Genomic DNA, 21,749 nt, shown 5'->3' with positions numbered 1-21,749 from the left:
GATTGCCTATTCTTATGAAAAACAAAGCAGAAAAAGCCCTGGAGCAAGGAAAGGGTATATTGCGTTTAGCGCCAACTTGGGTACCCAGATCATTTTGTGTTCCAGGTCGTCGTATTAAATTGCATCCAGATGATTATTATGTACTCGGTGGAGTACGAGGAGGAATTGATGAGCGTTGGTTATCATCTACAACCCCTGCTAAAAATGGTCCATTAACAGGCGAAAATGAAGGTCTTAGTGCTGTCGTTTATTCTGAAGGTGGAAAGGAAGAACAAATCCTATTAAAGGATGTCATTGAAGAATTAGGTGGCCAAATTATTGGAGATCGTCTTTGGAATGAATATAAGTCGTGGCCTATGTATTCCAAGTTTTTTGATAACATGGGACCTTTACCTCACCACATTCACCACAATGATGAGCACGCAGCTAAAATAGGTCAATTGGGTAAGCCTGAAGCCTATTATTTCCCTCCTCAATTGAATAACCATGGCGGAGATTTTCCTTATACTTTCTTTGGAATAGCTCCAGGTACTACCAAAGAGCAAATCAAAGAATGTTTGCAGAACTTTACCAAAGGTGATAACAAGATTACGATGTTCTCACAAGCATTTCCTTTAATTCCTGGAACAGGATGGGATGTGCCTCCGGGAATGCTACATGCTCCTGGTAGCCTTTGTACCTACGAGCCTCAGAAAGCTTCTGACGTTTTTGCGATGTATCAATCTTTAGTGAACGAAGCAATCATTCCAGAAGAATTATTGTGGAACGGTACTCCAAAAGAAGAAATTGGTAATTATGACCAATTGATGGAAGTGATCGACTGGGATTTGAATACCAATCCCAATTTATTGGAAACACGTTTTATGGCGCCAATTCCTGTGAAGGATGAGGCTGAAATGGCTCAAGAAGGATATTCTGAGAAGTGGGTTTGCTACCGTTCAGAAGCATTCTCAGCAAAAGAATTAACCGTATTCCCTGGTCAAACGGTGACCATTAAAGATGCAGCCGCATACGGCTTAATCATGATGCAAGGTCACGGTAAATTGGGTGTTTGGAATGTGGAAACTCCTGCCATGATTCGTTATGGACAATTGACCAATGATGAATTTTTCGTGACTGAAAAAGCTGCGCAAGAAGGTGTCGTAATTACAAACCACTCTTCTACTGACCCAATCGTGATGTTGAAGCACTTTGGCCCTAACAACCCAGATTTAAAATTATAATAGATATAAACCATTTGAACAAATGACACAAATACATCATTATCCAAAATTGCACAATGCCACTTGGCCTGGCATCGTGGGTAAGGGTCCCGATTCAGAACCCGTTATTTCTTTAGATCAAATGCTTGAAATGACTGCTGCGGCAGAAGTGGATGGTGTGAAATTTGATGGAGTTGACGTGGGTTTGTTTGATCCACATTTTGACATTAATTCAGGTAAAGAAGGCGCGAAAAGATTGGCTGAAAAAGTAGCTGCTCATGGTTTAGAAATTGGTAGTTTGGTGGCTCCTATCTGGGGTGGACCAGCTATTGGTTCTAAAGCGGACCAAGATACTTTCGTTGACATGGTGAAAAAATCATGTGAAATTGGTCAAACATTACGTGAAATGGGCATTCGTCCGAACGGTATCGTTCGTATTGACTCCGCTAGCGGCGTGTCTGATTGGGCTAAAGATCCAGTGGCTAATTCAAAAAAAATTGTAGAGACTTTCCAACGCGCTTGTGATGTTGCGGCTGATTATGGCGAAAGCCTAGCTGCCGAAGGTGAAATTTGCTGGGGTGGTATGCACTCATGGCGTCACATGGTTGCCACATTAGAAGCGGTAGATCGTAAAAACATCGGTTTTCAAGCGGATATGTCACATACTCTATTGTACACCATGGGTTACAATGCTCCGGAAGATCGTATTTTACCAGAAGGCTATGATTGGTCTGATCGTGAAGTATTGAAAGATGCTTTACGTCAAATTACCGCGGCGCTTCGTCCTTGGACCATCGACTTCCACGTAGCACAAAATGATGGTACTGTTCATGGAACAGGTAGCCACGACAAAACAGGTAGACACTGCCAAGCTACTGATCCTAACGGGAAATTAGTGGTGGCTGAAGACGCTGGATTCTGGCTTCGTGATGAAAAAGGGGAATTAACCAAAGCATTCAAACACATTTGTTGGGATGGTTGTATGTTCAGCAATGAAGTGATGTTACAACAAAAAACTTGGAACGATATTTTAGCTACCATGATAAAGGTGCGAAATGCCCATGGTTGGTCTTAAAATTTTGAAATAAATTTGACAATGGAAAAGAAAAAATTAAGAATAGGATTGATCGGAACGGGCTTCATGGGAAGAACCCACTCCAACGGTTTTAACCGAATTACTAACTTTTTCCCTAACCTAGCTTATGAGCCTGTGATGCAGGCTGTTTGCTCGCGTAATGAGGAAAAAGTGAAAGCATTTGCTGAACAATGGGGCTATGCTTCTTATGAAACTGATTGGCGTAAATTAATCGCCCGTGACGATATCGATGCGGTAGATATTTGTACACCAAACGATACACATGCTGAAATCTCCATCGCTGCAGCTAAAGCTGGCAAAATGATTCTTTGTGAAAAACCTTTGTCTAGAACATTGGCTGAAGGGGAAGAAATGGTGAAGGAAATTGAAGCCGCTGGTGTGAAAAACACGACTTGGTATAACTACCGTCGTTTACCGGCCGTTACTTTAGCTAAGCAAATCGTTGATTCAGGTAAGTTAGGCCGAATTTTTCATTACCGTGCTAACTTCTTACAAGACTGGACTATAAGTCCTGATTTACCTCAAGGTGGAGCAGGAACATGGCGTTTAGATGTAGAAGCTGCTGGTTCTGGTGTGACGGGCGACTTGCTTGCACACTGCATTGATACTGCCCTATGGATCAATGGTGGAATTACGGATGTTTCTGCCATGACGGAGACTTTCATTAAAGAGCGTGTACATACTGAATCTGGACAAGTACAAAAAGTAGGTATCGATGATGCATGTTTGTTTCATTGTCACTTTGAAAACGGTTCATTGGGCTTATTTGAGTCGACTCGCTATGCACGTGGACACAAGGCCCTTTATACTTTTGAAATCAACGGAGAGCATGCTTCTCTTCGTTGGGATTTACATGATCTAAACCGCTTGGAAATGTATGATCATGCGGACGAGTCGATTGTACGTGGTTGGAAATCTATTTTAGTAACAGATGGAGATCAACCTTACATGGACAAATGGTGGGTTCCAGGATTATCCATCGGTTATGAGCATAGTTTTGTACACCAAGCTGCTGATTTCTTGAAATCATTGGAGACAGGAGAGCCTTGTTCACCTACTTTCCGTGAAGCATTGCAAACACAAAAAGTATGTGAGGCTGTGATTGATTCAGCGAAGCAAAAGCAGTGGAAAGACACCAACGTCGAGTGGCCTTGTTAATATTTTAAATGGAATGTAGGGTGGAAGGAGAGAAACCAGTTTTAGAGCTCAAACAAGTATCTATCGCTTATTCGGGAACTCCCATTTTACATTCCATTGATTTAACCTTGTATCCAGGTGAAATCCACGCTTTAGTGGGGGAAAATGGGGCGGGTAAATCAACCTTAATGAAGACTTTGTTAGGAATCATCTCTCCCGATCAGGGGGAGGTGATTTTTTTTGGTCAAAAACGTGAACAGCAAAGTTTGAAACAAATCATGGATGCGGGAATATCCATGATCCATCAAGAATTGATGCTGATTCCCGAATTGAGCGTAGCAGAAAATATATTTTTAGGAAGAGAGAATGAATTGGGATTCTGGCCTTGGGAAAGAAAGAAAAATGCCCAATTACAAACCTTGGAATTATTGGCGGATTGCGAAATTCCCTTAGATCCAAGCACTTTGATCAAGAATTTGTCGATTGCCGAACAACAATTAGTAGAAATTTTACGGGCTATTTCTCAGCGGGCCCATTTGATTTTGATGGATGAACCCACATCATCTTTATCTGAAAAGGAAATAACCTTGTTTAGGCGTCTGATTAATAAATTAAAAAACGAAGGAGTTAGTATTTTATTTACCTCCCACAAAATGGAGGAGATATTTGGCTTCTCCGATCGAATCTCTGTTTTACGAGATGGTTATTTGATTTCATCCCAAAATCGGGATGAATGTACAGAACAGGAGGTAGTCCAACAAATGGTTGGTCGTGAAATGAATCAGTTTTTTCCACATCGAGAGGTGATGAAGGGCGATATTTGCCTGAAAGTTAAAGGATTAGGGATTCCTGGCTTGTTTCAAGATATTGAATTTGAATTACATCAAGGAGAAATTTTAGGTTTTGGCGGACTGGTTGGTGCAGGTCGGACAGATATAGGTAAGGCTTTAGCAGGCTTGTTGATTCCCCAAACAGGAGATATCTTATGGAAGAATCAATCGGTCAAGTTTAAAAGTCCACAAGATGCCATCTCACAGGGAATTGGCTATGTGAGTGAAGATAGGAAAGAGATGGGGTTTATTCCCGAATTTTCTATTCAGAATAATTTGACTTTGTCCTCCTTATTAGAATTTCAACGCTGGGGGATGTTGGATAAATCTAAAGAAAAAGAAATAGCTGTTGGTCATATATCCCGACTTAAGATTAAGTCCAAAGGAGCAGATCAGCAGGTGATGAATTTAAGTGGTGGGAACCAACAAAAAGTCGTTTTTGGCCGTGTATTGCAACATCTTCCAGAAGTACTAATATTAGATGAACCTACACGAGGCATTGATGTTCAGGCCAAGTTTGAGATTTATACCTTGATGGCGGAATTAAGTCGACAAGGGAAATCCATCATTTTAATATCATCTGATTTACCTGAGTTGATGCACATGAGTGACCGTATTTTAGTTGTTTCTAAGGGAAAGCAAACGGCGATTTTGAACAAAGAAGAGACCAACCCAGCAGAGATAATGTCTTATGCTATGAAATAGTAAGCACATGAATTTGAAAAAAATACTTATTGGGAGTCAGTCGGGAGGAATCTTCCTTGCCTTGATTTTGATGTGTGTGTTAATCACAAGTTTGACGCCTCGTTTTTTAACGGATACCAATCTTTTGGTCATCTTGAATCAAGTTTCGGTCAATGCCATTTTAGCATTTGGTGTCACTTTTGTGATAATTTCAGGTGGGATCGATTTGTCTTTGGGTTCCATGTTAGCGGTAGCGGGTGTGGTGGCAGCCCTATTTGCCAAATCAGATGGAGGAAATGTGTTTGTCGCCTTATTGACGGCTTTAGGAGTAGGGGCTTTCATGGGTGCCATGAATGGCTTTACGGTTATATTATCCAAAGTTCCGCCTTTTATCGTGACCTTAGGTACCATGACCATCGCTCGTGGTACAGCATTGATCATATCCTCAGGTAGACCTGTATCTGATTTATCCGATTCCTTTAATTATTTGGGAAATGGTGATTTGTTGGGTGTACCTATTCCTATCTTATTCTTGGTTGGTACCTATGTCGTATGTCATTTTGTGTTGACCCAAACGGTATTTGGTCGTTATGTTACAGCCATTGGGGGTAATGAAACAGCCGCCTGGGTGGCTGGTATTCCTGTAGCCAAAGTTAAATGGTGGGTGTATACGCTTAGCGGAATATTCGCTGCGTTAGGTGGCATATTACTATCAGCCAGGATTAACACAGGTCAACCCAATGCTGGATTAGGCTTTGAATTAGACGCTATAGCTGCGGTAATCATTGGAGGAACGAGTACGCGAGGAGGAAAAGGAAGTATGACTGGAACGCTTTTGGGTGTTTTATTCATTGGAGTAATTAATAATGGACTAGATTTATTAAATGTTTCTGCCTACTGGCAACAAGTTGTCATGGGTGGAATCATTATATTAGCAGTAGTATTGGATAGTGTTTATCAAAAAATGAAACGTTGATATGAAAATTAGTTTACGCATTTTATGGGCAGTTTTGGTGGTAGCCTTGGTCTGGGCTTGTGGAAGTAAAGAATCTGGGGGAAAGAAGAAAATTGTCATAGGGGTTTCCATGTTGAGTTTACAAAATGAGTTCATTCAGCAAGTAAGTGCATCTTTAGAAAAACACGCCAAGGACGCCGATGTGGAATTAATTGTGGTGGATGCGGAACGCTCAGCATTGAAGCAAGTAGAACAAGTTGAGAATTTTATTAGTCAGCAAGTGGACGCCATTATCTTAAATCCTGCTGAATTTGAGGCTAGCTCTCCTGCGGTTTTGCGTGCCAAAAAAGCGGGTATTCCCATTGTTAATGTCAATTCTTCCACTAAAGAAAAGCCGGATGCTTGGGTTGGATCAGATGACGCTGAATCAGCTAAAATGGCGATTGACTTTTTGGCGAAGAAATTGAATGGCAAAGGCAATATATTGATCATTCAAGGTTATATGGGACAAGCCGCTCAGATAGATCGTGAGCGCGGAGCTGTAGAGGCTTTGAAAGCTTATCCAAACTTGAAATTATTAGCTACGCAAACAGGAGAGTGGGATCGTGCCAAATCGATGTCATTGATGGAGAATTGGATTCAATCTTATGGTGATCAAATTCAAGGCGTATTTGCCCACAATGATGAAATGGGGCTTGGAGCCATGCAGGCATTGTTGGATGCCAAGAAAAATGGTCAAGTGGTGGTGGTCAGTGTGGACGGAATTGGGGATGCCTTAAAAGCTGTGGATGCAGGAACATTAGACGCAACTATATTACAAAATGCGGAACAACAAGGAGCCCAAGCGATTGCTCTGGCTTTGGATTTAATTCACAAAAAGCCAATCAAAGAAACACAGGTCTTGATTCCTTTTCAGGTTAAATCAAAATAGTTTACAGCTTTTTAATAAATCTATACGATGAAAAAATTTCTCTTTTTTTGTTTGATAAGTACTACGATGATGGCCCAACAAAAACCTTTTGTAGCGAATTATGATGAAAGTAAGGTAGGTCAATTTACCTTACCGGATCCTTTACTTATTGGTTCAAAGAAAATGAATAGCCAAGCCGATTGGGAGAAGAATAGGGCTAGCTGGTTAACGCTGTTTGCAGACCATATGTATGGTCAAATGCCTAAAAAATCTGTTAAGCAAACGAACACCTTAGTTTCTCAGAAAGAAATTTTAGGAGGAAAAGCCGTGCAGTCGATCTGGAAAATGGATTTTGCTGGAAAAGTTCAAGCCACAGTGGTGGTCATATTGCCCAAATCAAACAAGAAGGCGCCTGTCTTTATGGGCTTGAATTTTTGTGGAAATCAAACCATCAGTACAGATGACGGGATTCCGATATTTGATAAATATGTTGTTTGTAACAATGATCCAAAATTCATTAACAACATTTCTCAAGCTGCATCAAGGGGAGAATGGGCTAGTCGCTGGCAGATCGAAAAAGTCATTGATGCTGGTTTTGGAACCATAACAGCTGCTTGTGGTGATTTTGAGGAAGATTTTGCTACGGGTTACAAAAATGGCCTTAGAACAAAGTTGGCAAGCGAATTAGGCCTTAAGTCAGAAGAATGGACTGCCAATGGAGCCTGGGCTTGGGGTCTGAGTCGTATGTTAGATTTGGCACAAAGTATCCAAGAAATTGATGGAAAGAAAGTGATATTGCATGGGCATTCCCGCTTAGGGAAAGCAGCTTTATGGGCAGGCGCTAATGACCGTCGATTTGCCGCCATTATTTCCAATGAATCAGGAGAAGGCGGAGCTGCTTTAAGTAGAAGGATTTATGGGGAAACCATTTGGCGTATTACCAATAGCTTTCCGCATTGGTTTTTACCCAAATATGCTACTTATGCTGACCGTGAAAATGAATTGCCATTTGACCAGCATATTTTATTAAGCTTAATGGCTCCACGACCAGTCTATGTGGCTTCCGCTTTCGGAGATCAATGGTCTGATCCTAAAGGGGAATTTTTAAGTACCAAAGAAATGGAAAAAGTATATGCTTTGTATGGTAAAAAAGGTTTAGGGAATATCGATATGCCTGGCCTAAATCAACCAGTCGGGAAGCACATTCGTTACCACATTCGTGATGGAAAACATGATATCAATGAATATGATTGGGAACAGTATATTAAATTTGGAAAAGAAGAAGTTAAATAAATTATAAATTATAAATGGTGAATTTTAATCGTTTTGGGTTCCCCTTTAATATCTAATTCTTCATTCTACATTCTTCATTCTACATTCTTCATTCTACATTCTACATTTTTCAATCTACATTCTTCATTTAATAACCGCTTTGCTTCGTCTACTTATATTTCTGGGTTTATTGATCCCGACTTTAGGTTATTCACAACAGACTAAGGAGAAAAAGCCTTTGCCTGAAAAAAAGAATGCTCATTTGCCTTATGCCTGCATTTTTGAGGATGGGGCATATCCTGCTACAGTAATTCAAAGGAATTCCATCACGAAAGATTCTACTGTATTTGAACGAATTGCCGTGGAAATAGAAGGCTGTTTTGTGATAGGTATTCGTTTTCCCAAAGGCTCAAAATTCCATCAAGATACTTTGGAAATCAATGACATAGATGATCTAGGAAATTCCATAATTCAGGGCAAAAATGGAAATTATTATATCATTCAGGCTAAATATGAACCATTTTAAATTGTAAATGGTGAATTATAAATTATAAAATGAGTTATTAATAAACCCCAAGTCAACCTATTTCAGGACAAGACACCATGTCCCATTCACAATTCACCATTAACAATTTACCATTAACAATTAATCATTCACCATTTACCACTAAATTTACGCTAATTATAAGCCTATGTTAGTTCAAAAAGTAGATGTTGCCATTAATGTGTATGGAAAACCTTACCAAACTGCGGTAAGTATATGGTCATTAGTGAAAAATTCTGGGAAGCATATCCAGCAAATATATGTGACATTAGAAAAAAGGCAGCCAGAGGGTTTTGATGAATCCTTATTACGGTCTCTTTTGGAAGGTCTGCCTATTACATACTTTACCCCAAAATTTTTCTTTGGCTGGTGGGAAGGTAGGCGAAAAGGTCTGCTTAATAGAATATTATTGCATGTAAAGGACTATCGCTATTCCATTCGAAGCCAGTATCCTTGGGAAAATAGTCAAGCTTCTTGGTTATTTTTAATGCACAATGATATGCTTTTTAATGATGATTTAATTGGTCATTATTTGAGTAAAATTGGAGATTCAGTCGGGATAGGTCAAGTTGGACAATGTTGGAATTGTCCTGCCTTTGGGGACTTGTGCGATGGGAATCGTTATTGGGACTACCGTCCATCAATGAATGAGTTAAAAACTTTATACCAAGCTAGACCTGATGGCAGAGCGATTTCACATGGATTGGTAGTAGATGGTCAACTGAGCTGGCCATTGCCAGAATGTCGACTAAATGAACATGCCGCTTTGATCAATTTAGAATTGGCACGTCCATTAACAAGCCCTTTAGGGCCTGTGCCTCCTATAGGATTGAAAAATAGCTTAGACAATGGAATTCCATGGTTTCAAGCGATGACCTTAAAAGGTTATAAAATGGTCAATGAGTCCTATATGCCATTTGCTAAACATGCTTGGACCAATGATACGGACTGTGGACATGCTTCCTTATTTGATAAAAATATGTATGATAGGGAAGAGGAAATGGCGAAATTTGAGTTAGCCAAATGGAGGAATTAACAACATCAATACTAATCCTATGAAACCTATTTTAACCTGTGTTTTGTTTATTTTATGTTTTACCATGTTAGCCCAAGAGGCTGATAAGAAAAAAGTCATTCAAAGGATACAACAAAAAGAGCATCAATACGGACAATTGGCCAATCAAATTTGGCGATTTGCGGAAGTGGGATATAAGGAAAAGCAAAGTTCATCGCTTTTGCAAGAAACATTGAGAAAAGCGGGATTTACCATTGAATCTGGCGTGGCCGATATTCCGACGGCTTTTGTGGCCACTTTTGGACAAGGAAAACCGGTCATTGGTATCATGGGTGAGTACGATGCATTACCAGGAATGTCACAAGATTCAATACCTACCAAACGGAGCCTAGGTAATTTGGCAGGACATGCCTGTGGTCACCATTTATTTGGAACGGGTTCCGTTGCAGCTGCCATTGCCGTGAAAGAATGGATGCAAGAAACAGGTCAAAAAGGAACAATTAAGTTGTATGGTTGTCCGGCCGAAGAAGGTGGCTCTGGTAAAGTGTATATGGTACGAGAAGGTTTGTTTTCTCAAGCAGATGTGATGTTACACTGGCATCCCAACAATCAACATGTAATTTCTATGAGTAATTCCTTGGCTAATAAGGCTGGGAAATTTCGGTTTTACGGATTATCCTCACATGCTGCCGCCACACCAGAAAGAGGTAGATCAGCCTTGGATGCTGTTGAAGCCATGAATTACATGGCTAATATGATGCGTGAACATATTCCTTCGACTACCCGTATGCATTATGTTATTACCCATGGTGGTAAAGCCCCCAATATTGTACCCGATTTTGCGGAAGTCTATTACTATGTTCGTTCCCCTAAAAGAGATATTGTGTTGGACGTTTGGGATCGTTTAGAAAATGCTGCCAAAGGAGCAGCATTAGGAACAGGTACTAAATATGAAGCGGAAGTCATTGGTGGGGTGTATGAAATGCTACCGAATGATCGATTAGCTAAAATCATGCATGCGAACTTACAAGCCGTGGGTGGTTATACTTTGAATCCCAGCGAATTGGCTTTTGCTAAACAAATCCAACAGTCGGAGGGTATGGAAATAGTGGATTTGGCTACGACTAATCAAATTAAGGGATTGAATGAAGTTGATAATTTAGCTACAGGCTCTACCGATGTAGCGGATGTCAGTTGGACTGTTCCCACCATTGGATTAGGAACAGCCGCCTGGGTTCCAGGAACCAGTGCTCATAGCTGGCAAGCAGTAGCGGCAGGAGGTACTTCCATTGGTCGGAAAGGCATGATGGTAGCTGCTAAAACCTTAGCTTCTACCGCCATCGATTTATTCAAGCACCCTGAGTGGGTAAAAGAGTCAAAAGCCGAATTTGATCAAAGAAGAGGTCCTAATTTTGTGTATAAATCACTTTTAGGAAATAGGCCCCCAGCATTGAATTACCGTGATTAATGCTTTATGGTATATGAAATATTGGGCAGGTTTCTTGTTGGTTTTTTGTTATTGTCAATCCATTTGGGCGCAAACAATTCCGCCTTTGCAGCGTGAATCAGATGATTATTCCACCTATTTAATTCCCAATCTAGAAACAGGATTAATTTTATTGGAGGCCGATATAGAGAGGTTTCAAGAATTGATGAAACAATTCCATTATCAAGAATTTCATCGCGGCTTCGAGCTAGAATTTTTAGCGCCAAGCAGTCGTATTAACCAATTGCGATTGATTAGAAAGGAAAAGAACCAAGTTCAATTTATATTTTCACCAACGAAGCTCCATCTAATCCAACAATTGGAACAAGCATTAAATGCCAGAAAGGCAATCGTATCAAGGGATCAAGGGGGGATGACTTGGTATAAACTACCACCTCTTCAAGTAAAATCGTCCAATGTTATTCGTGTGGGGATCAAATTAGAATCAGATTCGGAAGATCGAGTAGGAAGGACTTGGGCTATTTGGTCTACTACAGTCATATTTTCCAAGAATTGATGGAAAACAAAAAAGCTCCTATTTAAAAAATAAGAGCTAATTACATTCCTGTGTTCTATAATTTTCTTTAATAACTATGCTTTTGAAGTTTTTGTTTTAGGTGTCAGGTATTTTTTTTAATTATTGTATCAAAATTATACATTGATTTGTAATAAAAAAAATATATTTTTATTTTAGGGAAAAAATATAATATAATCATGAATATATACCAAAGAAAAGGGGAGAGAAGTCGTGAAAATATTATTTTACAAGCATCAGAAGTGCTAAATACCTATGGCTCATCCATCACCATTGATGAGATTGCCCGTTATACTGAAATCTCTAAAAGTAAAATAACCAATCACTTTTCTACGAAAGAAAACTTATATATTGCCATTACAGAGCTTTACATCCGTGATATTCAGCAATATTTTGATTCCATTATTTTTTCAGATCCATTTACCTGGAAGGATTATATTGGAATTCTTTCCGACATCATGGATATTCAATTTAAGTATCGTTGTGCCATCATGTTTATTTGGACAGGTTGTTTTAAAAATGAAGCATTTATGTTGGTCATACATGAATCTTTTAAACTTCGGAAAAAAAGTATGATTGGTTTGTTTGAAAAATTAATTCAAGAAAAATATTTATTGGAATCCATTTTTGATGAGAATAAATTTAAGATATTTTATCATCAGCATGCCGTTTTGGGAGTTCATTGGTTGAATACATATCTTTTATTCGATTATCGAAAAAGTTTTCAAGAAGTTAAACCGAATTATTTAGCCGGAACCATTGAAATTTATAAACCCTATTTAACGGCTAAAGGATTGGCAGAATTTGAATCAGTGGATTTAGTAGAATTTCTAAAAACCAGATCATCATAGATCAAAGTATCGTTATCAAAAAAGGGGAATGATTTTTTGATTGTAAGAACATAAAAAAAGCTCTTATTCAATGAATAAGAGCTAATTGCAATCCTATGTTCTATAATTAATGGTTTTATTTCCTCTTTATTTTTCTCTTAATCTTCAGGAAATAAAGCTTTATTGATTAATAGCAATCCATTCCAATCGGAGCGCCATCAGGAATACTGGGACTAGCCAAAGCTTTCCATTCTTTGGGATGGTCTAGAGATTCTTGAATGAATTGATGCATGTAAAGAGCAAATGAACTTGTTTTTCCCTTTTGTGCATAGAATTGCTGCCACTTTTTGATACTAGCGTAGAGTTCTACCTTGGCCAAAGGTGCCAACGCGGGTGCTTGTAAGGTGTTTATTACTGCTTCACATACTTTATAGTTGATGGTTTCTTGAGCTGCGTTTAAATATGAGTCCGACCAGCTTTTTTCGATGGTTTGTTGGCTTATATTTTGTAAGAGTTCATTTAGGCCCAAATTGGAGACATCTATCGCATGATTTTGTTGAATTCTAGAAATTCTATCAGGATGTAATAAGAAATCCAACGTGAATTCAGCTGCAGTTTCTACTGCTCCCAAGGCATCAAAAGTTAAACCCGTTTTACTTTTAAAGGATTCCCTAGTTCTAGGAAAGCCAAAGGCTCGAGGGGGAAATAGACTCAGTTTATCTTTTGGAATGGCCAGTTCATCGGCTTGTAATGTTTTCATTATTTGCTGTAAAGCCGCAAGCTGAAGTTTTTTGGAGGCGGGCTTGAGTACCAATTCTTTTCCACCTTTGACCGCATAATTATACTCATAGCCACCCACTATTTTACTGACTGCCTCTGTTTGATAACGGTGCATAAAATATAATGGGACAAACATGTCTTCTAATTTTGAGTAGCTTTCCCCTTGGCGCATGTTATCAGCCGAAAACTGTTTGATGGCTTGTTTTCTGACTCCTAGCAAACGTTGTAATTCATCGACAACAGTAGTTCCATTATCCCATAAATGGGCATATATATGTGCTCCCCCTGGATTACGAGCATCAAAATCCGTGATGAATCTCAAACCTTTTTCATAAGCATTATTTAAGATAAGTGGAAGTTCTTCCTCTTGATGTTGTCCATAAGCATAATCTACAGAGACCTTATCCCATTCTCCTATATTGCGGTCATAGGCTTTAGAAAGATCAATTTCATTTCCAATAAATGCCACTTGAGGATGTGGATAATCCATGACACTCGAATTGCCTTGGGCACTTGCGGCATAATTATGTGCAAAACCCAAAGTATGGCCAATTTCATGGGCAGCCAGTTGGCGAATACGCGCTAAGGCCATTTCCAGCATGTGCTGGTTATTTTGATTATTGCTAGCATAAGGTGCATTCATCAGTGATTGGGCAATCATGAAATCTTGTCGGATCCGTAAGCTTCCCAAACTCACATGCCCTTTGATAATTTCACCTGTCCTTGGATCAGCAATACTTGCGCCATAGCTCCATCCTCTAGTAGAGCGATGAACCCATTGGATCACATGATACCTGACATCCATAGGATCAGCATCATCAGGTAAAATTTTTACTTGAAACGCATCCTTGTATCCGATGGCCTCAAACGCTTGGTTCCACCACTTGCCCCCTTCTAATAAGGCTGATCGGATAGGCTCAGGCGTGCCATTGTCGAGGTAATAAATGATGGGTTTTACAGCTTCACTGACAAGAGCGCTAGGATCTTTCTTTTCTAATCTATGGCGCGTAATCCATTTCTTTTCAATAGCTTCTGTGACGGGTGTGGCATAATCCATGAAGGAGATGGCATTCGAACCTGATCGTGGGTCATATACCCTGGGTTTGTATTGATTATCAGGTAGTTCAATAAACGAATGATGTTCTACCACCGTTACATAATCTGGATTAGGTGTTACCGAGCGAATCTCTGAACCAGTAGCATTTCCAGAAAAGGTAAGTCGGGCCTCAAATTCAGCATTTTTTGGGAAAGATTTGGTTCTTTCCAGCAATATTGAACTTTTTGATTTATCCAATTGATATGATCCCTGCTTCGCTCTAGTTAATGTTTTTAACACGCCATGTGCGTCCTGCATTAAAAAATCAGTAGCATCAATGAGGTATTTTCCATTTTCTTGACCTTCAATTTTAAATCCAAAAAGAATGGATTTAGCAAAAGCTTGTTGCACCGAAATCTTTTCCAAAGGATTAGTCGAATTAGCCCTATATTGATAGTTGGGTTGAATAAGAAATAGTTTATTTCCTTGTTTCTCAAAATAAACGACTTGCTCATTTCCTAACTGTCCTCGATCCAAACCTAAATCATTATTTCCTACTCCCTGACTTAATGAATACACATATAGAAATTCGTGATTTAATTTATCTACCCACAAATAGATTTTGTCTGAGCTTTCATCGTAGTAGAAATTGACAAATCCAGTGTATGCTTTCATGGATTTTAGTTTATCCATGATCTGAGCGGGTGCTTGAAAACTCAGTAATCCAAAAAGAAGGAGTAGTTTAAATGCTTTCATGGTATAAATGTAGAATGTAGAATGAAGAATGTAGAATGAAGAATGAAGAATGTAGAATAAGTGTTTAGATTTTTGTATTTCTCATATTAGAGTTGACCGTTTTAAAAGTGAAATTTTAAACATAAATTTTATTTCAGGCATTCACAATTCACCATATATAACTTATAATTTATCATTTCTTATTAAAGCCTTTTCTCGTCATTTCACCCCAGGAATGCGTTCCTTTGATCTTATCGATATAGCCCTTAAAGGCTGAAATGACACTCAAAGGATGAAAATAAAATGGCTCAATGAAGGCAGCAGCAAGCAACTTTAAAAAATCATTTATTTTGTTGTATTTGTGGTAAGTACGTTCCTCTGTAAATAAGGTCAGGATGGAAAATAGAATCGCAAAGGCATACACAAAAATCATCAACAAAAAGAAATAATGCCAATTCATCATGCCAACTAAAATAAAATACAAAGTGGCTAAAATACCTATCACTTCAGCTAGCGGTGCAAAAAACTCAAAAAATGTCCAATATGGGACACTAACTAAACCCAATAATTTGTATTTAGGATTAAAAAACATAATTCGATGCGACCATAAGGTTTCTATCGTACCCCGCATCCATCGACTCCTCTGTTTCATGAATATATCCATTGATTCTGGAGCTTCGGTCCAGCAGAGTGGATCGGGGATGTAGCTTACAGTATAGGCTAATTTTCTTTCGTGCATATACCGCCGCATTCTAACTACCAGCTCCATGTCCTCACCCACGGTTTTCGTACTATATCCACCAGCTGCAATGACAATTTCTTTATCAAATGCTCCAAATGCTCCACTGATAAGCAAAAGACCATCCAATCTTTCCCAAGCCATCCTTCCCAAAAGAAAAGCACGTAAATATTCCAATACCTGAATTCTTGGCATTAATTTATCGGGTATGTTGACTTCAATCAATCGACCATCTTGAATGACACATTGATTCGCTATTCGTACGACACCACCTGTTGCGATCACTCTTTTATGATTATTTTCCATAAAAGGCTTTACTAATTTTAATAGTGCGTCTTTGTCCAAGATACAATCAACATCAATACACACAACGTAGGGGTGTTTTGAAAAATTGATACCAACATTCAGAGCATCAGCCTTTCCTCCATTTTCTTTATCCACCACAATCAACTTATTAAAAGCCGAATTTTGCGATTGATAAACCGCCTTTACATTTTTTGTAGGAATGGATCCAATTTTCTTTAATTCTAGGGGTATCAAATCATAGGTGGATTGTAGGATTTCCATGGAATTATCCTTGCTGCCATCATTGACAATGATAACCTCATAATGATTGTAATTCAGTGATAAGAGTGACTTCACATTCTCTTCTATGGTGAATCCCTCATTATAGGCAGGGGCTATAATAGATAAATAGGGGGCATATTCACTAGAAAGCAGGACTTCGTAATTTTCAAAACTGTTTTTCTTGGAATAGGCTTTTAATTCTTTGACCGATAAATAGGCCAAATATATATACGAGGTCATGATGGTGACGGCATAAACCAAGGCTATGTTCAAATATAATTCTACCAGAAAGGGTAAATTAGATGGTCCCATATCAGTTTATCTCTTTACCGTAGGTGCTAAAGGTAGCTAATAGATTTTCAGCTTCCTTCAATATATGTTTATCATGCTTTTGTTGTAACAAGGCCTCGACATGACTTTGCTTTTCAAATAATCTAAATGTTTGAATGATTTTTAAACCCAAACTTATCACAGAATTATTTTTGGCTTGAAGTAAGAGTTCGATGTTTTGTGTATCCAATAAAGACGTTTTTTTCAAAGCATCAATGATGTTTAATTGAGTCCATAAATCAATAGTAAATTTATGTTTGGCTAAATGTATGATGCCCTGTGGACCGTTGATTTTAATGCAACCATTTAAAGCATTGATTTTCAAAATTGGGTGATTGGTTTTGGATATTTCAATCAAATGATCATAGGCTCTTTGAATGTTCATTTCAGTTAATTCCTTGATTCCCTTACATTTAACTTCCCATTTTTTATCGCGCAGTTTCACAAATGAATCAGCCATTAATTGAGATTCTACATAAAATTTCTTAAGACTTTCGGCATATTCACCTTCATAATTTTGGTGCAAATTTATCACGGACTCCATCATTTGAGCTCTAAATTGAGGAATCGAAAAAAGGCGCAATAGCTTTTTGTCTTCTATTAAATCAAAATAACTCTTCTCATTAAAAAGTACTTCTAATAAAAGATTATTAATCGTTTCTGTATTTTTTTCAAAATGTATCGCTTGTCGGATATGGTATAATCGACTCAGCACGATAGCAATGAACAGCACGATAGATACTAAGGTAAACAATAGTATAGCCCCCACGATGAAAAAGTCCGCAGGTTGTAAATCCGAAAAGAATTGCTTGCTGTATTCTAACATCTGAATTGAGCTAAGGCTTATTGATTCAGTAATTTATTCATTCTAATCAATAATATGGCAGGACTTACCGGTTTTGCGATAAATTCATTGGCACCAATTCGAAATGAATCTAATTCCGTTTGTTCCACCGTGGAAGATGTGAATATAATGATGGGCGTTTCCAGTTGCATCGTATTTCGAACATATTCGGTTATTTCCAAACCACTAAAGCCTGGCATATTGATATCCGATAGAATAATATCGTATTTATGCACTTTGATGGATTCTAGGGCGTCTTTTCCATTACTAAATGGACTAACTTCAAAGCCTTGCTTCTTTAAGAAGAAAGAAAGTGAAGTTCGTAATATTTCATTGTCTTCGGCGAGTAATACTTTCATTGTATAAATTTTATAGGCCTAGCATGGGCAATTGATAAGAAATGCTAGGTTTTTTATGAGGTAGATTAGCGTAATTCTTGTAATGATAAAATAACGGTATTTATATATGTTTGGAATTGTTTCATTTTGTCGGTCAAACTAGGATCCGTTGTTTCAGCTAATGATTGCTGTTCTGCAAATTCTAAAAATTGAATACCATCGTTTAGTTGAAACATCGCCAAGGATGATTTCAAATGATGGGCCGTTTTTTTGATTTGTGCTTGATTTTCAACTAGAATAGCTAGCGATAACTTTTCTACATCTTCCGGGACATTTTTGATGAAAAGCTCGATCATTTCTTTTTTGAAATCATCATCTCCGCCTGACAATTCGTCTAAATAAGTGAAATTTATGGCTATCGTATTGGCTTCCATGGCGATATCTGCGCTTGTCGTTACCGATTTTGTTCCAAGTTGACCTCTTTTTTTTATGACTTCTTGGATGGCTTCCAATAATTCAAATTGCTTGAATGGTTTAGCAACATACGCATTCATCCCAATATCAAAACATTTTTGTTGCTCACCTACTAATGAATGGGCCGTCATGGCAATGATCGGAATATCCATGTTTAGTTCATTTCTGATCATGATGGTGGTTTGATAGCCATCTTGTACAGGCATTTGTAAATCCATCAAAATTAGATCATACTTTTTTTGTAAAAGCTTTTCTATGCCTAGTTGACCATTCGCAGCAATATCAATTTCAAAACCAAAATTTTGAACCACCGTTTTTGCCAGGCGCTGGTTTAATTCATTGTCTTCACATAAGAGAATGGATAATTTCCCTAAGTCATTGTTCACTATATTGTGTGAATTGTTTACTTCTTGGTTACTATCCAAGGTTTTCTTAAACGTTAAGCTAAAGTAGAACTCTGAACCCTGTCCTAATTTGCTTTTCACTTCTAATTTTCCATGCTGGAGTTCCACCATTTGTTTGGCAATATTCAATCCTAATCCCGTGCCTCCAAATTTCCTTGTGGTACTTTCTTCGGCTTGCCTAAACCTTTCGAAAATACTCTCAAGTTTTGATTCAGCAATACCAATCCCCGTGTCTTTGACTGAAAAACGAAGGGTAACCGTAGAATCCGTTTCAGCGGTTTTTTTGACAGAAATGATAACTTCGCCCTCTTCTGTGAATTTAATAGCATTACCTGCTAAATTCATCAAAATTTGGTTTATTCGGACTTTATCGCCTATCACAATCTCAGGGATTTGGGCATCCAACAATAAGCTAAACTCCAAGTGGTTTTTTTGAGCTTTTACTTTAAGTAATTCATACACATGCTTGAGGGTATTTCTAACTTGGAAGGGATGCTCTTCTATGTGTAATTGCCCTGAATCAATTTTCGATAAATCAAGAATTTCATTGATAATCACCAATAAATTATCGCCGGCAGTTTGAATATGCTCTAGGTATTCTTTTTGTTCAGTAGATAATTCACTTTGTGTCAATAGTTCAGTAAACCCAATGACAGCATTTAAAGGTGTTCTGATTTCGTGGCTCATATTGGCCAAGAAACTATCTTTGGCAAACACCGCTTGTTCTGCCAAGTTTTTGGCCTGGATTAACTCATTTTCTACTTGTTTTTTGAGTGTATAGTCTTCTGCTACTCCCAAATATCCTAAGATTCCTCCATTGACATGGCGAATACATGTCACACTTAACCATACAGGAATGCGCTTTCCTGATTTAGAAATATAGGTCCACTCATTGGCATCAGCAACACCTTGGCTTCTCGCTTTAATGACAAAGGTGTCAAAACTAGTTTTAAGATCAATTCCCAGTTCCAAGCTTAAGTCTTTGGTACGCTTTTTGATTTCTTCAGGATCATGAAATAGGGCAGGAGTGGACTTTCCAATTAGCTCCGAACTACTATACTCCAATAAATTTAAGGCTGCTTGATTGATGTTTTGAATGATACCTTGGGTGTCAGTAAAAATAACGCCCAGCCCTACACCATAGAAAATAGCTTTTTGAGTAGCCAACAAATTGGCAATATTACTGTCTTTTTCTTTTTTCTCTGTTATGTCAGATTCAATGGCGATGTAATTGATGATGTCCCCATAATCATTGAAAATCGGACTAATAAATACATCTACCCAATATTTTCTACCGGATTTACTGATATTTTGAATCTCACCTCTATAAGGCTTTAATTGATTGAGAGCTTCTCGGATAGCACGACGAGTTTCTACACTGGTTTCGGAGAACTGAACAAGTTCTGCCGGTTTTTTACCCAGTGATTCTTCAAAAGTATAGCCCGATATTTTTTCAAAGGGTTCATTGACCCATTGAATTCTTTCTGTTTTGTCGGTGATGACCACCATGTTGTCCGTGGCTCGTGCCACAAAAGATAATCGTTTGTTTTCCTCTTCCCTTGCTTTGATTTCTGTGATATCCCTAGCAGTGGCAAATAATAAGCCCGACTCTTTGTTGGGTGAGGCATTCCAGCTTAATATTCGATGACCACCGGATTTGCAAATAAACCTAGCTTCAAAATTGATGACATCCTTTCCATCTGCTAAGCTAGAAATGACTTTTTGCGTCGGAAGGACATCCTCGGCTATAATGAAATCATAGAATGGCTTGTTCATGAGTTCTTCGTTTGAAAAACCAAGAATCTCTGAAAAACTCGGACTTATGCGTTCAAAATACCCATTGACATTGGCAATGCACAATAAATCTTTCGACAAATCAAAATACTGTTTTAGTTGATCTTCACCCTGTTTTTGGCGGGTGATATCGCTTTTGATGGCAAGAAATTTACTGGCTTTTCCTGCTTCATCAAATATGGGAACAATGGTCAAATCAGCCCAAAATAAGGAGCCGTCTTTGGCTTTGTTTTTAATTTCTCCTTTCCAAATGGATCCATTTTGAATGGTTTTCCACATATCGGCAAAATAGTCAGATTTATGGTAACCTGAATTTAAGATACGGTTATGCTGACCAATCAATTCTTCTTTACTGAATTTGGTAACTTTACACGTGGTATCATTGACAAATTTGATAATCCCATGCTCATCAGTGATGATGATACAGGAGGTTTGATCCAATGCAAGTTTATAGGAGTTGAGTTCTTTTGTTAATACTTCCAAGGCGTCTTTGGCCAAAGAAGCAATCTCATTTTTTAATTGTATGTTTTTTTGTCGAAGCTCTAATTGATTGATGACTTGTTTAGAAAGTGTTTGTAAGGATTTTTTTTGTTCATCTGTCAATTGCCGTGGTACTCGGTCCAACACACATAAAGAACCTATGGGATAGCCATCGGGATTCAGTAAGGGCGCACCAGCATAAAAACGAATTTCATCTTTCCCTGTAACAAAGGGATTAGTGATAAAGCGATCATCTTGAAGTGTATTTTGAACTTCAAATATGGAATCACCCATGATGGTGTATTGACAAAAGGAAATATCCCTGCTTGTTTCCTGTTCAGAAATGCCAATTCTTGATTTAAACCATTGTCTATCTTTGTCAATTAACGAGATTAAAGCAATGGGTACTTGACAAATCGAAGAGGCTAATTGGGTAAGGTCATCAAATTCCTCCTCGGATATGGTATCAAGAATGTTATAATGCAATAAAGCTTTTAATCTATCTTCTTCATGTTGAGGAACAGGTAAAATAATTGATTGCATACATTTGTAGGATAGAGAATGCTTGCCCCTTTGCACCTACTAGAATATGCACCCAATTATTCCTTTTGGAATAGGAAGAATTGGAATAATACATGATTTTATGGAACACAGTGAACAGTGAACTAATTTAGCCAATAAATATTGAATTTTGAATTCAAATGGCCATAAATATTCAACCTGTGCCAATTT

General features: G+C 38.2%; 17 protein-coding genes. 12 read left to right on the top strand and 5 right to left on the bottom strand.

Going from position 1 to position 21,749, the window contains the following annotated elements; genetic code table 11:
- Nucleotides 1-14: 14 nt before the first annotated feature.
- From G9H65_RS12410 to G9H65_RS12355, 12 genes are all read left to right on the top strand, one after another.
- Nucleotides 15-1,223, top strand: coding sequence for a class I mannose-6-phosphate isomerase (locus tag G9H65_RS12410; protein ID WP_166375656.1), 1,209 nt, complete (start codon nt 15-17; stop codon nt 1,221-1,223).
- A 22-nt stretch (nt 1,224-1,245) separates the two neighbouring features.
- Nucleotides 1,246-2,277, top strand: coding sequence for a sugar phosphate isomerase/epimerase family protein (locus tag G9H65_RS12405; protein WP_166375655.1), 1,032 nt, complete (start codon nt 1,246-1,248; stop codon nt 2,275-2,277).
- A 21-nt stretch (nt 2,278-2,298) separates the two neighbouring features.
- On the top strand, nt 2,299-3,456 hold the full coding sequence (locus tag G9H65_RS12400) for a Gfo/Idh/MocA family protein (protein WP_166375654.1): 1,158 nt from the start codon (nt 2,299-2,301) through the stop codon (nt 3,454-3,456).
- 20 nt (nt 3,457-3,476) lie between these two features.
- On the top strand, nt 3,477-4,970 hold the full coding sequence (locus G9H65_RS12395) for a sugar ABC transporter ATP-binding protein (protein ID WP_166375653.1): 1,494 nt from the start codon (nt 3,477-3,479) through the stop codon (nt 4,968-4,970).
- A gap of 7 nt (nt 4,971-4,977) precedes the next feature.
- The gene (locus G9H65_RS12390; protein WP_166375652.1) at nt 4,978-5,925 is read left to right on the top strand and encodes an ABC transporter permease; all 948 of its coding nucleotides are present in this window, start codon (nt 4,978-4,980) and stop codon (nt 5,923-5,925) included.
- A gap of 1 nt (nt 5,926) precedes the next feature.
- A complete protein-coding gene (locus G9H65_RS12385; RefSeq protein ID WP_166375651.1) occupies nt 5,927-6,835 on the top strand; it encodes a substrate-binding domain-containing protein in 909 nt (302 codons plus the stop codon).
- 27 nt (nt 6,836-6,862) lie between these two features.
- A complete protein-coding gene (locus G9H65_RS12380; protein ID WP_166375650.1) occupies nt 6,863-8,107 on the top strand; it encodes a glucuronyl esterase domain-containing protein in 1,245 nt (414 codons plus the stop codon).
- Between the two features lie 139 nt (nt 8,108-8,246).
- Nucleotides 8,247-8,612, top strand: a complete 366-nt coding sequence (locus G9H65_RS12375; protein WP_166375649.1) for a hypothetical protein — start codon at nt 8,247-8,249, stop codon at nt 8,610-8,612.
- Nucleotides 8,613-8,778: 166 nt separating this feature from the next.
- On the top strand, nt 8,779-9,666 hold the full coding sequence (locus tag G9H65_RS12370) for a hypothetical protein (RefSeq protein ID WP_166375648.1): 888 nt from the start codon (nt 8,779-8,781) through the stop codon (nt 9,664-9,666).
- Nucleotides 9,667-9,685: 19 nt separating this feature from the next.
- A complete protein-coding gene (locus tag G9H65_RS12365; protein WP_166375647.1) occupies nt 9,686-11,113 on the top strand; it encodes an amidohydrolase in 1,428 nt (475 codons plus the stop codon).
- A gap of 13 nt (nt 11,114-11,126) precedes the next feature.
- On the top strand, nt 11,127-11,648 hold the full coding sequence (locus G9H65_RS12360) for a hypothetical protein (protein WP_166375646.1): 522 nt from the start codon (nt 11,127-11,129) through the stop codon (nt 11,646-11,648).
- Between the two features lie 197 nt (nt 11,649-11,845).
- Nucleotides 11,846-12,517 carry a TetR/AcrR family transcriptional regulator gene (locus G9H65_RS12355; RefSeq protein ID WP_166375645.1) on the top strand — a complete coding sequence of 224 codons (672 nt, stop codon included), beginning with the start codon at nt 11,846-11,848 and terminating at the stop codon, nt 12,515-12,517.
- Nucleotides 12,518-12,683: 166 nt separating this feature from the next.
- Here the strand turns inward: G9H65_RS12355 and G9H65_RS12350 are convergent, their stop codons facing one another.
- From G9H65_RS12350 to G9H65_RS12330, 5 genes are all read right to left on the bottom strand, one after another.
- Nucleotides 12,684-15,068, bottom strand: coding sequence for a zinc-dependent metalloprotease (locus G9H65_RS12350; RefSeq protein WP_166375644.1), 2,385 nt, complete (start codon nt 15,066-15,068; stop codon nt 12,684-12,686).
- A 172-nt stretch (nt 15,069-15,240) separates the two neighbouring features.
- A complete protein-coding gene (locus G9H65_RS12345; protein WP_205753309.1) occupies nt 15,241-16,665 on the bottom strand; it encodes a glycosyltransferase family 2 protein in 1,425 nt (474 codons plus the stop codon).
- Between the two features lies 1 nt (nt 16,666).
- Nucleotides 16,667-17,509 carry a hypothetical protein gene (locus G9H65_RS12340; protein WP_166375643.1) on the bottom strand — a complete coding sequence of 281 codons (843 nt, stop codon included), beginning with the start codon at nt 17,507-17,509 and terminating at the stop codon, nt 16,667-16,669.
- A 17-nt stretch (nt 17,510-17,526) separates the two neighbouring features.
- Complete coding sequence (locus G9H65_RS12335) at nt 17,527-17,886, bottom strand: response regulator transcription factor (protein WP_166375642.1); 360 nt, start codon at nt 17,884-17,886, stop codon at nt 17,527-17,529.
- A 65-nt stretch (nt 17,887-17,951) separates the two neighbouring features.
- The gene (locus tag G9H65_RS12330) at nt 17,952-21,560 is read right to left on the bottom strand and encodes a PAS domain S-box protein (protein WP_166375641.1); all 3,609 of its coding nucleotides are present in this window, start codon (nt 21,558-21,560) and stop codon (nt 17,952-17,954) included.
- Nucleotides 21,561-21,749: the final 189 nt, after the last annotated feature.

Origin of the sequence: Aquirufa ecclesiirivi (assembly GCF_011250515.1) — a bacterium.
Taxonomy (GTDB): domain Bacteria; phylum Bacteroidota; class Bacteroidia; order Cytophagales; family Spirosomataceae; genus Aquirufa; species Aquirufa ecclesiirivi.
Note: the sequence above shows the minus strand (reverse complement) of the source record. Positions and strands in the feature narration are given on the sequence as shown.

Coding starts and splice junctions, on each gene's coding strand:
- G9H65_RS12410 (WP_166375656.1), top strand. CDS start 15: ATGAAAAACAAAGCAGAAAAAGCCCTGGAGCAAGGAAAGGGTATATTG.
- G9H65_RS12340 (WP_166375643.1), bottom strand. CDS start 17,509: ATGTTAGAATACAGCAAGCAATTCTTTTCGGATTTACAACCTGCGGAC.
- G9H65_RS12335 (WP_166375642.1), bottom strand. CDS start 17,886: ATGAAAGTATTACTCGCCGAAGACAATGAAATATTACGAACTTCACTT.
- G9H65_RS12390 (WP_166375652.1), top strand. CDS start 4,978: ATGAATTTGAAAAAAATACTTATTGGGAGTCAGTCGGGAGGAATCTTC.
- G9H65_RS12345 (WP_205753309.1), bottom strand. CDS start 16,665: ATGGGACCATCTAATTTACCCTTTCTGGTAGAATTATATTTGAACATA.
- G9H65_RS12380 (WP_166375650.1), top strand. CDS start 6,863: ATGAAAAAATTTCTCTTTTTTTGTTTGATAAGTACTACGATGATGGCC.
- G9H65_RS12365 (WP_166375647.1), top strand. CDS start 9,686: ATGAAACCTATTTTAACCTGTGTTTTGTTTATTTTATGTTTTACCATG.
- G9H65_RS12385 (WP_166375651.1), top strand. CDS start 5,927: ATGAAAATTAGTTTACGCATTTTATGGGCAGTTTTGGTGGTAGCCTTG.
- G9H65_RS12350 (WP_166375644.1), bottom strand. CDS start 15,068: ATGAAAGCATTTAAACTACTCCTTCTTTTTGGATTACTGAGTTTTCAA.
- G9H65_RS12355 (WP_166375645.1), top strand. CDS start 11,846: ATGAATATATACCAAAGAAAAGGGGAGAGAAGTCGTGAAAATATTATT.
- G9H65_RS12400 (WP_166375654.1), top strand. CDS start 2,299: ATGGAAAAGAAAAAATTAAGAATAGGATTGATCGGAACGGGCTTCATG.
- G9H65_RS12405 (WP_166375655.1), top strand. CDS start 1,246: ATGACACAAATACATCATTATCCAAAATTGCACAATGCCACTTGGCCT.
- G9H65_RS12370 (WP_166375648.1), top strand. CDS start 8,779: ATGTTAGTTCAAAAAGTAGATGTTGCCATTAATGTGTATGGAAAACCT.
- G9H65_RS12330 (WP_166375641.1), bottom strand. CDS start 21,560: ATGCAATCAATTATTTTACCTGTTCCTCAACATGAAGAAGATAGATTA.
- G9H65_RS12360 (WP_166375646.1), top strand. CDS start 11,127: ATGAAATATTGGGCAGGTTTCTTGTTGGTTTTTTGTTATTGTCAATCC.